Raw genomic sequence first — 14,090 nt, forward strand, 5'->3', positions numbered from 1 at the left:
TGAAGTACCTCAAAACGACTTTGGAGTACCTCAAAACGACTTTGGAGTACCTCAAAACGACTTTGGAGTACCTCAAAACGACTTTGGAGTACCTCAACACGACTTTGAAGTACCTCAACACGATGTTGAAGTACCTCAACACGATGTTGAAGTACCTCAACACGATGTTGGAGTACCTCAACACGATGTTGAAGTACCTCAACACGATGTTGAAGTACCTCAACACGATGTTGAAGTATCTGTTGCTTATATAGCAGTCCTAAATCATTCGTGAGAATTTGAGATCGTTTTAACCCCCCTGTAGTCCTGCCTTGGTAAGCTACTGTGTATAGAACCCATTTGAGATCTATACAGGATGGCAATCGAATTTGGCTGAACTACGAGCTAAGTTACAAATTTTATAGATTGATCGTCAGGATTTTTTTCTTGCTTTTTTTGTCGCTCAACACGACTGTATTGTAGGGTAATGTATCCGTTCCCAGCGGAATTGGCAGCTTAAAACTGGGGCTTTTATGATCGAGTTCGCCTAAATCAATGCTTTTCGTTATATCGCCATCTGTTGCCAGATAAGCGGTAAGTTCGCCTTTATAATCTTCAATTAAAAAGTCTCTAAAGAAAACGACTGCCCCACCCTCAGGATCTATACCAAGGATGACCGTACCGCTGAAAGTTGTGCCTTTTCGTTCTTCATCAACCGTTGCCACTGTGATTTCCGAGGGGTCTTGACCGGACTTATCTGCCATAAACTTTTTCCTAGGCGAATTCTCAACAATTGAAAATGATTTTACAAGAGCGCTATGGGCGATCGCAAAACTCTCAGGACGTATTTCTGCATCGGTCTTGCAAATGTATAGCCAAGTTACTTCTGGTTATACGCCTAATTGGAAGATTGAGTAGGGATGATTCGGGGCCCAAAGCGATCACGAAGCGTTGCTGCAAAGCAGATCGCATCGCAGAAACCTGATTTTCGTCATGATTTGAGGATAAACCTTCTCCAAGGCTTCTATCAAATAGTCGATGTGATAACCGTGGTCTAGCAGGATGGTAATCTTGGGAAGATTAACAGGTTTTGATTTGAAATAGTCGATGTTAACGCTTAACATCTCCAGTAATCCCGCATCATCTGAGACATTAGCTTTTGTGCAGTGAGTGAAGAAGGGAAACCCAAGTGTGTCAACAGCTAGATGCCTTTTAATCCCATTGGTTGCTTTGTAGAAACAAAATCCCTTCGATTTCACACTCGCATTGCAGGTATTTTTCACAAGCGTCAGGAGTCAATGATGATTAACGTTGTCCACTTGGGCTTTTTTTTACCTGCTCACGCACTTGTTCTTGTATTGCGTTCATCAGTTGCTCAATCACTCCTGCACTTCGCCACTGAATGCAAGTGCCAATAGACGGTGGAATAGGGAGGCAAGTTTTTGGGCAAGTCACACCAGTTGCAACCATTCTTAAGTTGATAGAGGATGCCATCAAGGATCTCTCGTTTTGTCCAATTAGCAGGTCGTGTCCGTTTCTTGGGAGGTAATACTTGGTACAACAGAGGTTCAGCAATTTCCCATTCTGCATCACTGAGGCTACTGGAATATGTCATGGTGACTAGATTAAAGGGTTGGATGTACCTTAATTCAGTTTTATAAAGATGTCAAATGGGTTCTATACACAAGTCTGAAATAGCTTACTCACCTGGTTTTTCGCGTCAGTTTTACCCCACCCTAACCCTCCCCGATGTATTGGGGAGGCGCTAAGAGCGAACAAGCTGGGGAACCTGTCCAACGCAGTGGCTGCTTTCGCCGCTAAGACTTGTTTATGCGTTGACATTGATCACAGCCCAGAACCAATGTGGATGCGATTCTCAACTTCCGCAAATTTTTCCTGTGCCTGCTGTTCAGTACTCAATAGTGAAACGACGATCGCCACAATAAACGCCAGTGGGATACTGATTAATCCAGGATTTTTCAACGGAAAAGGTGCAGAAGCGTGCTTGAGAATTGTTACTTGAATAGTAGGTGATAAATAAATCAGCACCAAAGATGAGACAGTTCCTACTAACATACTCGCAACCGCACCGTTGGTGGTGAAGCGTCGCCAAAGCATTGATAAGAGCAACGCTGGGAAGTTTGCACTAGCAGCGATCGCAAATGCTAAACCTACCATATAAGCCACGTTTTGCCCTTTAAACAAAATACCCAACAGTATTGCCACTAACCCTAAAAGCATTGTTGCACCGCGAGCCACCTTCAGCTGTTCTGACTCGTCAGCATGACCAGAGCGCACCACGTTCACCCACAAATCGTGCGATAATGCAGCTGCACCTGAGAGTGTCAACCCAGCGACAACTGCCAAAATAGTTGCGAAGGAAACAGCAGCTATAAAGCCTAAGAAAGCATCACCACCGAGAAATTCTGCCAACATCGGCGCAGCCATGTTACCACCAGTACCAATTTTCTCAATGGCATCTTTACCTACTAGCACCATCGCTCCAAAGCCCAGGATAAAAGTAAGGAGATAAAAAACGCCAATAATAGCTGTAGCGTAAGTAACAGAGAGCCGCGCTGCTTTGGCGTCGGGTACTGTGTAGAAACGCATTAGGATGTGGGGTAGTCCAGCAGTGCCGAACATCAACGACATCCCTAAAGAGATAGCATCCAAGGGGTTAGAAACCAGTTTGCCCGGAGCTAATACACCTGTATACTTCTGGGATGCAGCAGCGAAAAGAGCGATCGGGTTCAAGCCAAATCGTGCCAGTACCAAGATAGCTAGTAAGACAGTTCCGCCGAGCAACAGAACTGCTTTGATAATTTGTACCCAAGTAGTAGCAATCATCCCGCCAAAAATCACATAAGCCATCATCACGCAACCGACGATGACGACAGCTAATTCATAATCAAAGCCAAACAATAGTTTGATTAGCTCACCAGCGCCTACCATTTGAGCAATTAAGTAAAAGCTAATCACTACTAGCGTTCCAATCGCAGATGCGATACGTACAGGTTTTTGCTGCAAGCGATAAGCCACTACATCGGCAAAGGTGTATTTACCTAAGTTACGTAGTGGTTCGGCAATTAGGAACATGACGATCGGCCAGCCCACTAAGAAGCCGATAGAATAAATTAAGCCGTCAAAGCCGTTGAGTGCCACCAGCCCAGCGATACCTAAAAAGCTAGCTGCACTCATGAAGTCTCCTGCTAGGGCCAACCCATTTTGGAAACCGCTAATCTTACCGCCAGCTGTATAGAACTGTGCCGTATTTTTGGTAAGCTTTGCTGCCCAATAGGTAATGCCTAGAGAACTTACAACAAACAGAAAAAAGAAAGCGATCGCTAATGGGTTAAAGTGACCAAGACTGGTAATATCCGCCGCTAGTGGCAGATCGAACCACACACTATTCATGCTTTTTTGGTTTAGTATTTTGGATTTGGGACTAGAAATTGCTAATAGCTAATTTATTTGCGTGTCAGCCTTGCGATTTGGTCGTCGTAACTGCTATTTGCCCAACGCACGTAGATAAAAATTAATACCCATGCTGAAACAATTACCAGCGCCCCTAGTAAAATTCCCAGGCTGAGGCCAGGAAATACTAATGACCCCAGCAGGGGCTTATTGAACGCGATTAATAGGATAAAGCCAAAGTAAATAAACATCATGGCTCCACTGAGAATCAGGGATACCCGCCAACGTTCAGCTGCGAGAGCCTGGAGAGCCTTTGTGCGATCGTTCATGTCTTCCTTTAGGTTGAGAAGATTAGGTCAAATTGTCTCATTGAAGCTGATTTATGCATAATTTTCTTAAAGATTATTAGTAAATCTATTGCCATATCAGGTAATAAAACTAACTTTGCCAATATGAATTAAGTTTTTAAATACTAAAAAATAAAATAAATACGTAGTTATTCGCAGGTTTTAAAATCCTTAAAGTGTTATTCAATGCTTTTTTTAAGCTATCAAATCAACTGAGATTAATAAAAGTAGTAAATTTTAATTTATAAAATATACCAAAAATTACAGTAGCATTTAAGTAAGCATTTTAATAAAATTTATACCGAAAGCTTGTTATTACACAGATAGGGCATTACCAAAATTTAGTAACGTATGTTTATCGAAACACTAATCACAAACCCGATTCATTTTTTCAGAATCGTTGTAATTGTCATATTTTCCATCACTTTGCATGAACTTGCTCACGGCTGGGCTGCGATGAGTCAGGGAGATAACACTCCTCAACAAACTGGTCATCTGACGCTTAATCCTGTAGTTCACATGGGGAAAGAATCGATCATCTTTCTCTGTCTCATGGGTATAGCTTGGGGACAAATGCCTGTCAACCCCTCTAAGTTTCGCTCTGGTAAGCTAGGCAATATTTTGGTATCAACCGCAGGCCCCTTGTCGAATCTGGCTTTAGGCATTCTATTTATTGAACTGCTCAAACTTTTCTTTAACTCTAGTCTTTCAGGACTCTTGAGTGTCGAATTTCTTTACCTAGCGGCTCGGATTAATTTGACGTTATTTCTGTTTAATCTGCTGCCAATTCCACCACTCGACGGTTTTCATGTCTTCAGTGAGATTTTTCCTCAGCTAAAGCCACTGCAATATAATCAATTCGGACTCTTTGCCATGATGCTTCTGTTTATAATTCCGGGTTTTGGGATAGCGCTTAGTAGCATTGCTGATTTATTTATTCAGTCAGGATTGAGGATGTAAACAGCAAATTTTTAAGCAAAGACAAAGGATAACTTGAATGAAAATCAAGCAAAAAGTTATAGTTGTTGCTACTAGTATTGCTGCTGTGCTTCTGCCATCTGGAGAATCAATGGCGAGTAAATTACTTGTAAATTAATATAGTAATAAATGGCTTTCTGTCAATAATCATTTAGTTAAATATCCTCACGAAAGAAATCAACAACTAATAATTTTGCAAACAGGGCTATTTAACTCTGTATTAAGCAATTTGGGAATTGAAAAAGATAATTTGCTCACCTGCTTAAATCAGGGGCGATCGCCGTTAACCTCTTCCATTGATTTATTAATAAGATTGTTGATTATTGGAAGCTTTGGTTCTATGGGAGTTGCAGGTTATTCTTCTTTTGTAGAACGCTATTTCCAAATCCTTAATAAAGATATAAAAATCATTTACTACAGTCTTTTTTTATTATTGTCTTTACAGATTATAATCAGTTTTCTTGGAACTACGTCTTCATCCACAAGTCCAATGAATTCTGCGATACGCTCAAACTCTAGCTGTATTTCAGGAAACCCATAGAATTGCTATAGCAATCCTGATTCATCCGTAAGAGACAAAAACCCCGACTTCTTTGAGAAGTTGGGGTTATACTCATTGCATATACCAATTTTATTTAATTTGTATATACAATCTAATTCTCTACACCAACAGAAAGAAGTTTGCTGTAATATTCAGTTTTGGCATATATGCTGATAATACTATCACCAACTGCAAAAAAAGTACCTTGTTGCTCATATTTAGAGAATTGCAAATTGAGATATTTAGCAGCAGCTTCTTCAGCAGTCATAGATTTTGCTTCCATCTTATCTGGCAATACTCCAGTACAACCAATGTAAAATACCAAGGGAGATATCTTATCTTGGTAAATTTTTTCTACATATTGTTCTAGCTTATTATTTGCCGTCGTTAAAGCTGCAACCATTTCCTCTTTGCCGATCTGTTTACCAGCTTGCTTTTCCTGCAATAACTGCGCCAAACTATCAGCACCAACTTTGTCCAGAATATTTCCAACTATGCCATTTTGCTCAAGCCCCAGAAAATCATCAAAAATTGATTTCATCAATTCGTCAACTTTTGTTATCTTAGTGCGTGATGATAGTAACCTGTGCCTAACAGCGAGATTATGATTAAATGCCATTTCAAAAGTAGGCTTAATGATAATTTCTCCAGTTATTTTATCATAAAGACGATACATTCTATTCAGAAATTTGTTAGCCGAATGAAACTTACTCAGGTTAAGAATATCTTGACTACCAATATCAATTTTATAGCTCAATCTTGAGTCAAGAGTACCGTTAACTAGAGCTTCATGGATATCTGTGTATTCATTAGTCGTAGGAAAGTTGATGTAAACATTTTTAGACAGATAGTGCGTTTTAAACTCATCTAACTGTCCTGCTACAAATACATCTGACTCCTTTTTTAAGTGAGCGGAAATAATACTAGTAAGTATTTTAATTTCTGCGAGTTCATTGAATAGTCCATCAATGCTGCTGTAACAACTATTTGTAGCTATAAGTGGCAAGTTATCTAACTCAATGGTATGTTCAGCACGAAAGTCAAAATCTTCTGCATCCAACACACCCTTTTCTTTGAGTAAATCAAAGGCTTTTTTACTGCTGATTTTGACTTGTAAGTACTTTACGTTTATTTTGCCGTCACGGACAATCGTGTAATTATTAAAGCTATTTAGGTCATTTACTAGCAAACCTGCTACCTCTATAGTAGGGGTTTGGTCTTCAAATTTGGCAAGTTTGACCTTACGTTTGATAAGCATATTGATAGTAGCAGTATTGCGATTAAACTGAAAATCGCCCATACCAACATACTCAGCATTATCTATATTTTCTGTTTGCAACCAAGGCTGAAGCAGTTCCCCATTTTCGTTTCTAACACCTTTAACGCGCTTGATACCTGTTCTTTGATAATATTCTTGCAGGTGCTTGATATTGACGATAATATTGTTGCGATATTGTGCAAAAATTTGGATTAGTTCTTCCAGAGAAATTTTATTATTCGTCATATTGCTACCTTCCATATAAAGGTGAAGAATCTTTTAAAGCCTGTTAAACCGTGGAAAATTGAAAGGCAAACACACAATAAATTGATGCCAAAATGCTAAATTTGGCATATACCACACAACTATTGTGTGTTCATGATTGCATTCACGAACTAGCTAATATCGCGTTTATTTACTACAAACTTTGGGCATCGCCTGGTAAACTTTGCGTTGCATACTCACCGGATATTTTATTATAGTACAATTGTATCATAATAAGATCAAGTTGTGTAGGCATAGCCCGTGATAATAGTCTGTCAAGTTTAAATTGATAGTTAAGCAAGTTCGTAGTAAGGACTTTAGTCCTTATTTTCTAAGCACTAAAGTGCTTACTACAAACCATCAAAACTAGCTTGACAGAGTAATAGTGACTGTTGTGATTCCAACCTTCTTGCTCATGCAAAGCAATTCGGTCAAAATCATTCCGAATTTTTTGAGTCCACATTTAAGCTCCGGGTTTGAAATAATCGAAGAGGCGATCGCCTGAATCTGCGCGAATCAATGCTACAACTACATCGGGTAAGGCAGCTAAACTGGGGTAAACCAAATAACGTGGTTCCCAACGGGGGCGGAACTTCTCTCTGTAAGCGTGCAGTCCCTTGAAATTGTAGAAGCGATTCAAATGCCCGTAAAGATAGTGCAATACTTTTTCCAAGCGGCGCGATTCTGGGTTGTCTCCAACTCCCGCAAGCGCAGAAAGACCGAAATTAAAGCTGTCGTAGCCACACTCTTTAAAATGTTGAAGCAGGGAAATAAATAGAAAGTCCATTGTGCCATTTTCGATGGACGCGCGATGTCGCATCATGTCAATAGTGGCTTCGTTGAGTTGGTACTCCCGGAGAATGTTGGCAAAGGCGCTGATCTGACCTTCAGGATTATGTATCACAGCAATCTCGCACTCTCGCAAGTAAGCTTCCTCAAACCAACCCAAAGAAAAGTGTTTTTCCGAACCTTGTACCATTTTCAGCCATTCATCACTTACAGATTTGAGCTGGTGCAATAAATCATTGGCGATGGGTGGTTGGTAAAACTCGATTTGGTATCCTAGCTTAGTTAAACGACTGATTGATGGTCTAAAGTTTTTACCGGCTTTACCTTGTAACGTAAAACTTTTCAGGTCAACGATCGCTTCTTCTCCAATCTTGAGTACTTTAAACCCCAGTGACTTGTAAAGTTCAACATCATCGGGCAAAGTTTGGTAAAAGCCAGGATACCAGTCATTGCGTTGGCAAAACTGCCAGAAAGCAATAATTGTCTCTTTGCGGTCTTCAATGGGGCCGATGGGATCTCCTAAGGCGATCGCGCCCCGTCCCTTCGGAACATAAGCAATTACACTATTACCCGAAGGACTGAAATAATAACTTTTATCATTTAAGAGTGTGAACGCTGCTAAAGAAGAACATCCATATTGCTCGACAATTTCTTTTGCTTTTTGTCGCTCATTTGCGGTTGCTAGATTCCGCCAAAATACAGGTTGCAAGAGCATTACCATTGCATAAGCAATAGTAACTGCGGCAATAATATAGATAGAATTAGCAAAAAATTCTCCAAATCGACTCTTTGGTTGCAGTCCCCAATTATCCTCAGTGAAGAACATCGCTAAAGTCTGAACTATCGCTTCACGCCAATTAAAATTCTCTGAAAACTTGCCGTCTAACAAGTAAAATCCAATAGTTCCGTATGCCAGGGTAAATAATAAAGCGCCTATCAGCGCTCGAACTCCCCGTGCAACTGAAGGACGGTCTGATTGCGCCGTGAAAAAATGGCGCGTCAAGATTAATTGCACCAGTAAAACTCCAGAGAGTAGACTTTCTTCATAGTCCAATCCCTTCAGCAAGTGGCTGAAAATGGAAATCACTAGTAAACCAATGGTAAGTAACCAGGCTATTCTTTTTCGACGTAATAAATTAGTAGCAAGTGCTAGTAAAACAAACCCAGTCAGCGCTGCAAATATATGACCAGTCGCCCGGATTTGAAATGGCAAAAATTCTTTCAACCAGTGATTTCGACCGTACAGATTAGGTGTCACTGCTGATAACAAATTTATTACTCCGACTAAACCTGTAAGGAATGCTGCACTCCAAAGTCCTATCTGAGTTTTTAAATTATTGGTCATTAGTCTAAAAGTATTAATTAGGAGTTATGATTGAGAAGTTATGAGTTATGAGTTATGATTTTTTGCTCTAATATTCTCTTGAGCGACTAAAATAATATAATCAACTAGTTTAAGCGGTTATATTACTTATATCGAGTAACTTTTAAGGTTTTGAATTTTTTACATAACACCTTAATGTGCAATTTTTAACTCATTCTGGAGGTTTAAGTCAAGAGCAACTAACAAGCGGCAAACTTTGTAGCGGGGTCTAAATCCCCGTTACAAAACTGACATTACGAATTATTTTAACTCCTAACTCCTAACTTTTAACTTCTAACTTTTTTTAAACTGTTCACCTACATACGAGAGCGAATCTTTAAGATGTTTGTGAAAGTAGTTCCAGCCTATATCTGCACCAGACAAACCATGACCTCCGGGAAACGCATAAAATACGTGAGCAATGCCTAATTTATTTAAGGTTTCGTTGAAGGCTTTGGTAGAAGCCAGCAAATTAGTATCGTTCAAACCCGCATCCAGGTAAACACGCAATCGCTTCCTATCTTGGATTGGTAGCTGTTGCACGATTTGTTGGGGACTATTTTGTGAACCGCTATTATCGGTAAAATAACCGCTATGACTAAATAGAATGTGGAAGTTTTTGAGATAGCGTAACCCGATATTAAAAGCCCCCCATCCTCCAGAAGAAAGACCTCCCAGCGCCCAAAACTGGGGTTTTTCTAAAGTGCGGTAGCGCGACTTGACAACTTGTACTAATTCTGAACCAATCAAAGTCCCTACTTTGCCATTCGGCCCATCAAAATAATCGGGGTCGTATAAAGGACTGGAACCGCGATTATCATTACCATCAGGTGTAATCACAATCGATGGTGGTAATTTTCCACTTTGATAAAGTTCATGCAGTATGTCTAGAACTGCATATTTATCAGCATAAGCACGGGCATCATCATGACCCCCGTGTAGTAAGAATATCACGGGGTAGCGCTTTTGCTGATTTTTATTGTAACTAGGCGGCAAAATCACGCCGTAGTTGCGGACTGCACCCATCGCTTGGGAGTTGAAGGTTGCTAATTGAAACTTTAACCCAGTATTTCTCTCTTTTTGGGGTGGGTCTAGTTGTGGCGCACCTAAGATGAATACATAATAATAACCAGCAGTAGTGAGGAGTGCGATCGCTCCTAGCAAACTAATTAAAAATTTAGAAATCTTCATATTTGTTTAACGATAAAAAAATCACCTCAATTAGAATTTACTATAGTTAATCTGCTGAAAAATAGCAGCATTTTCCACATTTACGTATAAATACCAACGGGTTTGCCAAATATTATTTCTACTGCAAATTGCTAATGATTTTGACTATTTTTATTCTGGTTAACAGCTATTTGAGCTTTATGTGCTATTTCAGCAACTCGAAATTGTTCTCCCACGAATGTCAAAGAATCCGATAAATGTTCCCGCCAGTATTGCCAAGTGTGACTGCCCGGAAACTGACGAAATAGATTATAAATTTTTAGATTGTTTAGTATTTTAGCAAATTTTTTGGCTTCGTCAATTTCTTCAATATCTGAATTACCAGAATCTAGGTAAATTCGCAACCTTTTTGTAGCTGGTATGGGAATGCTTTTGATATAAGTTATTGGGCTATTTATCGGGCCGCTTTTATCATGAAAATAACCGCTATGACTAAATAAAATTGAGAAATGATCCAGGTTGTGTAATCCTACATTGATTGCTCCCCAACCACCAGAAGATAAACCACCTATCGCCCAAAAATCTGGATTGTTTAGTGTTCGATAACGGCTTTGCACAACTTTTACCAACTCATTCCCCACGGCTGTGGAGACTTTACCGTTAGGGCCATCAATATATTCGGGATCTCGGTAGGGGCTAGAGCCACGTTTATCGTTGCCATCTGGTGTGATAATGATGCTGGGTGGCAACTTACCTTTAGTATAAAGTTGTTCCACAGTTTTAAGAGCTTGTCCCTTATTCTGATTAAACCAATCAGTGGGGTTACCATGTCCACCGTGGAGGAGAAATATTACAGGATAGCTTTGTTTTGGGTTTTGCTGATAACCAGGGGGTAAAGAAACGCCGTAGGTGCGACTTGCGCCCATTACCTGACTATTGTAGGTTTCAATTTTGTAGGTTAGGGGAGTAGCTGAGTCGCTAGTATTAGAGTGGGTTGGAACGGAAGGGGTTGTTTGCAAATCCTGTTGTTGCGGTGGTTTTGCTACGGTACTTTGCAATAAATTACAGCCAACGAGAGTTAATACTGAAACTAGTAAGAGAATTTTAGATTGTTTGTAGTTCATCTATTGGGTAGTCGGTGTTTGCCTACAAAAGTTTATGCAAATAATATGTCAATACTGTGTCAACAGGATGGAAACTTTACGACTAGTTGTAAATTAAAAGTCAAGAGTTAGGATAAGTTTCTTCATGATGCTTAAAAAGCTGCGACTAAATTTCAGTTCTTTGTTTGGCTTGTTGCTGCTGGTGCTTTGCTTATGGGCGATCGCTAATGAATTACATCAGTATAATTATCGTGATATCCTCAACTCTCTAGCTGCTATTCCCAAAAGTCGCTTAAGTTGGGCAATTTGGCTGACAGCTTTCGGCTATCTAGTGATGATTGGGTACGATATCTTAGGTTTTAACTACATTAATCGTTCCCTAAGTTGGAATAAGATAGCTTTCACTAACTTTATTAGCTCTGCATTTAGTAATACCATCGGTTTTGCCTTGCTAACTGGCAGTGCTATCCGTTATCGATTTTATGCTAGTTGGGGAGTGTCAGCAGTTGCGATCGCTCAAGTAATTGCTTTCGCCAATTTTACTTTTTGGTTGGGGATGTTTGCCGTTGCAGGTTTCTTATTTCTCATCAACCCCCTGAAGATTCCCACTCAATTACATTTACCTTTTGCTACTGTGCGTCCCATCGGCATAATTTTTCTGCTATTAGTTGCAGCTTATTTACTAGGAAGTATTTTTATTAAACAACCATTAATAATTCGTGGACATGAATTTCGATTTCCTTCTTTTAATATATCTTTGGCTCAAATAGCAATTTCTAGTTTTGACTGGATTCTGGCGGCGGCAGTTTTTTATGCTTTACTTCCTAGCAATATATCTTTGTCATATCTAGACTTTTTAGGCATTTATTTACTAGCGATGTTTGCAGGTGTGGTTAGTAATGTCCCTGGTGGTTTGGGAGTATTTGAAACTATAATTTTGCTGATTCTTTCCTCAAAAGTTTCGGCGGCGGCAGTTTTGGGTTCAATGTTAGCTTATCGAGGAGTCTATTATTTCTTACCTTTGCTAGTAGCAGCAGGTTTGCTCGGACTTTATGAAATTAGATTTAGATCCGAAAACTTCCGAAAATGAATCAACTATCAAGTCCGTTTAGAGTCTGTTAGACTGAGAACCATAAGTAAAATCTCGTATATTTTGGGAAACTTATGGAGCCAGTATCGCTGACAGCAGCTGCGATCGCAACCTTGGTCATCACCAAAGCTATAGAAAAAACCGTAGAGAAGATAACAGAAGGTACACTGGACAAGCTAAAACTGCTGCGTCAAAAAATTTGGGATAAGTTCAAAGGTAAGCCGAAAGCACAGGAAGCCTTAACAAAAGCTGAACAAGGTTCTAAGGAAGATTTAGATTTAGTGGCTATCCACTTGCAAGTGGAGATGGACACCGACACCCAATTTTGTGAAGAAGTTCAAAGCCTTGCTAAAGAAATTAACCAAGAAATTAATATTGGCAAGGTTCAAGGTAAAAATGTCCAGAATGTTTACGGTGGTCAAGGTTTTCAAAGCAATGATAGTAAAGCTCCTACCTTTCAAGGCGTAGACAATAGCCCCATTACTATCAATTACAATAATCATCCCCCTGATTGACTACAGTCGCTCGAACGGGAACGGGTAAAGTTAAATCCCCCTACTGGAATACCGCAAAATTTGCCCCTGAGTGGGGTGGTGGAGTTTGTCGGGCGTGAGGAAGAATTGCAAAACCTCCACCAACTTTTACAGGATAATAAACAAGTAGCCATTGCTGCTATTTCTGGCATGGGTGGAGTTGGTAAAACAGAACTCGCCCTGCAATATGCCATCCAGCAACGCCAAACATATAACGGTGGGCTTTGCTGGTTGCTACCAAAAACTGGGGATGTGGGCATTCAAGTTGTGCAGTTTGCCAGAACGCAGCTTGATTTAAAGCCGCCAGAAGATTTTGATATACTCGCCCAAGTGCAATACTGTTGGCGGCGTTGGCGTGAGGGTGATGTGCTGCTAGTGTTGGATGATGTCAGCGACTACGAGCAAGTCAAGCCTTACTTACAGTCGCTACCTTCCCGGTTTAAAGTGTTGATGACTACGCGCCAAAACTTGGGACGCATCGCACAGTTATCTTTGGATGTGCTGCAACTAGAGGCGGTGCTGGAGTTGTTGAGGTCTTTACTCAAAAAAACACCAGAGCGAATTGAGCGAGAATTAGCTATAGCAAATCAGTTGTGTGAGTGGCTGGGATATTTACCTTTGGGTGTGGAATTAGTGGGGCGCTATCTGGCGCGAAAACAGGATTTATCTCTAACAGAAATGTTGCGGCGGTTGGAAAACAAGCAACTAGATGAGCGTTCTCTGTCTAAATCTAAGTCGGAAGCCGACATGACAGCACAACGAGGTGTGTTAGCAGCCTTTGAGTTGAGTTGGCAAGAATTAGAGGACGACGATAAGCAATTGGGTTGTTTATTGAGTTTATTTGCAGCCGCACCCATACCCTGGAACTTGGTGGAACAGTGTTTACCAGAAGAAGATGCGGAAGATTTAGAAGAAATTAGAGACGATAGCTTGCTGAATCTACATTTACTCCAGCGCAAAGGTGAGGGAGTTTATCAATTGCATCCACTGTTGCGGCAGTTTTTCCAATATAAATGTACAGATTTAGAAAAGGCTGAGGAACTTAAGCGATCGCTTTGCAAAGTAATGGTAGCAGTTGCTAAAGATATTCCTTACTCACCTACCCTTGAGCAAATCACCGATGTCACCCCCGCCACACCTCATTTAGCAGAAGTAGCCAACAATCTCATTCAATATATAACCGATGAAGATTTACCTTGGGTATTCGTTGGCAACGCTCGATTTTACAATGGTCAAGGTTTATATAACCAAGCTTTACCTT

At 40.3% G+C, this 14,090-nt stretch carries 14 protein-coding genes; 5 read left to right on the forward strand and 9 right to left on the reverse strand.

Annotated features, from left to right (window positions below):
- Positions 1 to 274 (forward strand): hypothetical protein (locus ACFFAP_RS27160; protein ID WP_375514139.1); only part of this gene is annotated, 274 nt, incomplete at its 5' end.
- Between the two features lie 124 nt (positions 275 to 398).
- Here ACFFAP_RS27160 and ACFFAP_RS27165 read toward each other — a convergent pair.
- The 5 genes from ACFFAP_RS27165 to ACFFAP_RS27185 all read right to left on the reverse strand — a co-directional run bounded on the left by ACFFAP_RS27165 (position 399) and on the right by ACFFAP_RS27185 (position 3,722).
- Positions 399 to 743: a hypothetical protein gene (locus tag ACFFAP_RS27165; RefSeq protein WP_190729359.1), complete on the reverse strand. Its 345-nt coding sequence runs from the start codon at positions 741 to 743 to the stop codon at positions 399 to 401.
- A gap of 177 nt (positions 744 to 920) precedes the next feature.
- Entirely contained in the window at positions 921 to 1,238 is a 318-nt protein-coding gene (locus tag ACFFAP_RS27170; RefSeq protein ID WP_375514140.1) for a transposase, read from the reverse strand.
- A 116-nt stretch (positions 1,239 to 1,354) separates the two neighbouring features.
- Positions 1,355 to 1,594, reverse strand: coding sequence for a transposase (locus tag ACFFAP_RS27175; RefSeq protein WP_375514141.1), 240 nt, complete (start codon positions 1,592 to 1,594; stop codon positions 1,355 to 1,357).
- Between the two features lie 230 nt (positions 1,595 to 1,824).
- The gene (locus ACFFAP_RS27180) at positions 1,825 to 3,393 is read right to left on the reverse strand and encodes a sodium/solute symporter (RefSeq protein WP_375514142.1); all 1,569 of its coding nucleotides are present in this window, start codon (positions 3,391 to 3,393) and stop codon (positions 1,825 to 1,827) included.
- Between the two features lie 53 nt (positions 3,394 to 3,446).
- On the reverse strand, positions 3,447 to 3,722 hold the full coding sequence (locus ACFFAP_RS27185; protein WP_292719479.1) for a DUF485 domain-containing protein: 276 nt from the start codon (positions 3,720 to 3,722) through the stop codon (positions 3,447 to 3,449).
- Between the two features lie 369 nt (positions 3,723 to 4,091).
- Between ACFFAP_RS27185 and ACFFAP_RS27190 the strand changes: the two genes are divergently transcribed.
- Positions 4,092 to 4,700, forward strand: coding sequence for a site-2 protease family protein (locus ACFFAP_RS27190; protein ID WP_375514143.1), 609 nt, complete (start codon positions 4,092 to 4,094; stop codon positions 4,698 to 4,700).
- 671 nt (positions 4,701 to 5,371) lie between these two features.
- On the opposite strand, the gene ACFFAP_RS27195 is transcribed toward ACFFAP_RS27190, so the two are convergent.
- From ACFFAP_RS27195 to ACFFAP_RS27210, 4 genes are all read right to left on the reverse strand, one after another.
- A complete protein-coding gene (locus ACFFAP_RS27195; protein ID WP_375514144.1) occupies positions 5,372 to 6,763 on the reverse strand; it encodes a hypothetical protein in 1,392 nt (463 codons plus the stop codon).
- Between the two features lie 481 nt (positions 6,764 to 7,244).
- Positions 7,245 to 8,915, reverse strand: coding sequence for a phosphatidylglycerol lysyltransferase domain-containing protein (locus ACFFAP_RS27200; RefSeq protein ID WP_375514145.1), 1,671 nt, complete (start codon positions 8,913 to 8,915; stop codon positions 7,245 to 7,247).
- 312 nt (positions 8,916 to 9,227) lie between these two features.
- Positions 9,228 to 10,124, reverse strand: a complete 897-nt coding sequence (locus tag ACFFAP_RS27205; RefSeq protein ID WP_375514146.1) for an alpha/beta hydrolase — start codon at positions 10,122 to 10,124, stop codon at positions 9,228 to 9,230.
- A gap of 131 nt (positions 10,125 to 10,255) precedes the next feature.
- Positions 10,256 to 11,227 (reverse strand): alpha/beta hydrolase, encoded by a 972-nt coding sequence (locus tag ACFFAP_RS27210; protein WP_375514147.1) that lies wholly within the window; start codon positions 11,225 to 11,227, stop codon positions 10,256 to 10,258.
- A 127-nt stretch (positions 11,228 to 11,354) separates the two neighbouring features.
- Here ACFFAP_RS27210 and ACFFAP_RS27215 point away from each other — a divergent pair, with 127 nt between their 5' ends.
- From ACFFAP_RS27215 to ACFFAP_RS27225, 3 genes are all read left to right on the forward strand, one after another.
- Entirely contained in the window at positions 11,355 to 12,296 is a 942-nt protein-coding gene (locus ACFFAP_RS27215; RefSeq protein ID WP_375514150.1) for a lysylphosphatidylglycerol synthase domain-containing protein, read from the forward strand.
- Positions 12,297 to 12,370: 74 nt separating this feature from the next.
- Positions 12,371 to 12,811 carry a hypothetical protein gene (locus ACFFAP_RS27220; protein WP_375514148.1) on the forward strand — a complete coding sequence of 147 codons (441 nt, stop codon included), beginning with the start codon at positions 12,371 to 12,373 and terminating at the stop codon, positions 12,809 to 12,811.
- Between the two features lie 60 nt (positions 12,812 to 12,871).
- Positions 12,872 to 14,090: NB-ARC domain-containing protein (locus ACFFAP_RS27225; RefSeq protein WP_375514149.1), on the forward strand; the 1,219-nt coding region annotated here is incomplete at its 3' end.

Source organism: uncultured Nostoc sp., from assembly GCF_964245575.1.
Taxonomy (GTDB): domain Bacteria; phylum Cyanobacteriota; class Cyanobacteriia; order Cyanobacteriales; family Nostocaceae; genus Nostoc.

What these genes read in the sequence shown, in the direction of transcription:
- ACFFAP_RS27175 (WP_375514141.1), bottom strand. Translation starts at nt 1,594, where the DNA reads ATGACATATTCCAGTAGCCTCAGTGATGCAGAATGGGAAATTGCTGAA.
- ACFFAP_RS27205 (WP_375514146.1), bottom strand. Translation starts at nt 10,124, where the DNA reads ATGAAGATTTCTAAATTTTTAATTAGTTTGCTAGGAGCGATCGCACTC.
- ACFFAP_RS27195 (WP_375514144.1), bottom strand. Translation starts at nt 6,763, where the DNA reads ATGACGAATAATAAAATTTCTCTGGAAGAACTAATCCAAATTTTTGCA.
- ACFFAP_RS27165 (WP_190729359.1), bottom strand. Translation starts at nt 743, where the DNA reads ATGGCAGATAAGTCCGGTCAAGACCCCTCGGAAATCACAGTGGCAACG.
- ACFFAP_RS27220 (WP_375514148.1), top strand. Translation starts at nt 12,371, where the DNA reads ATGGAGCCAGTATCGCTGACAGCAGCTGCGATCGCAACCTTGGTCATC.
- ACFFAP_RS27190 (WP_375514143.1), top strand. Translation starts at nt 4,092, where the DNA reads ATGTTTATCGAAACACTAATCACAAACCCGATTCATTTTTTCAGAATC.
- ACFFAP_RS27210 (WP_375514147.1), bottom strand. Translation starts at nt 11,227, where the DNA reads ATGAACTACAAACAATCTAAAATTCTCTTACTAGTTTCAGTATTAACT.
- ACFFAP_RS27215 (WP_375514150.1), top strand. Translation starts at nt 11,355, where the DNA reads ATGCTTAAAAAGCTGCGACTAAATTTCAGTTCTTTGTTTGGCTTGTTG.
- ACFFAP_RS27185 (WP_292719479.1), bottom strand. Translation starts at nt 3,722, where the DNA reads ATGAACGATCGCACAAAGGCTCTCCAGGCTCTCGCAGCTGAACGTTGG.
- ACFFAP_RS27200 (WP_375514145.1), bottom strand. Translation starts at nt 8,915, where the DNA reads ATGACCAATAATTTAAAAACTCAGATAGGACTTTGGAGTGCAGCATTC.
- ACFFAP_RS27180 (WP_375514142.1), bottom strand. Translation starts at nt 3,393, where the DNA reads ATGAATAGTGTGTGGTTCGATCTGCCACTAGCGGCGGATATTACCAGT.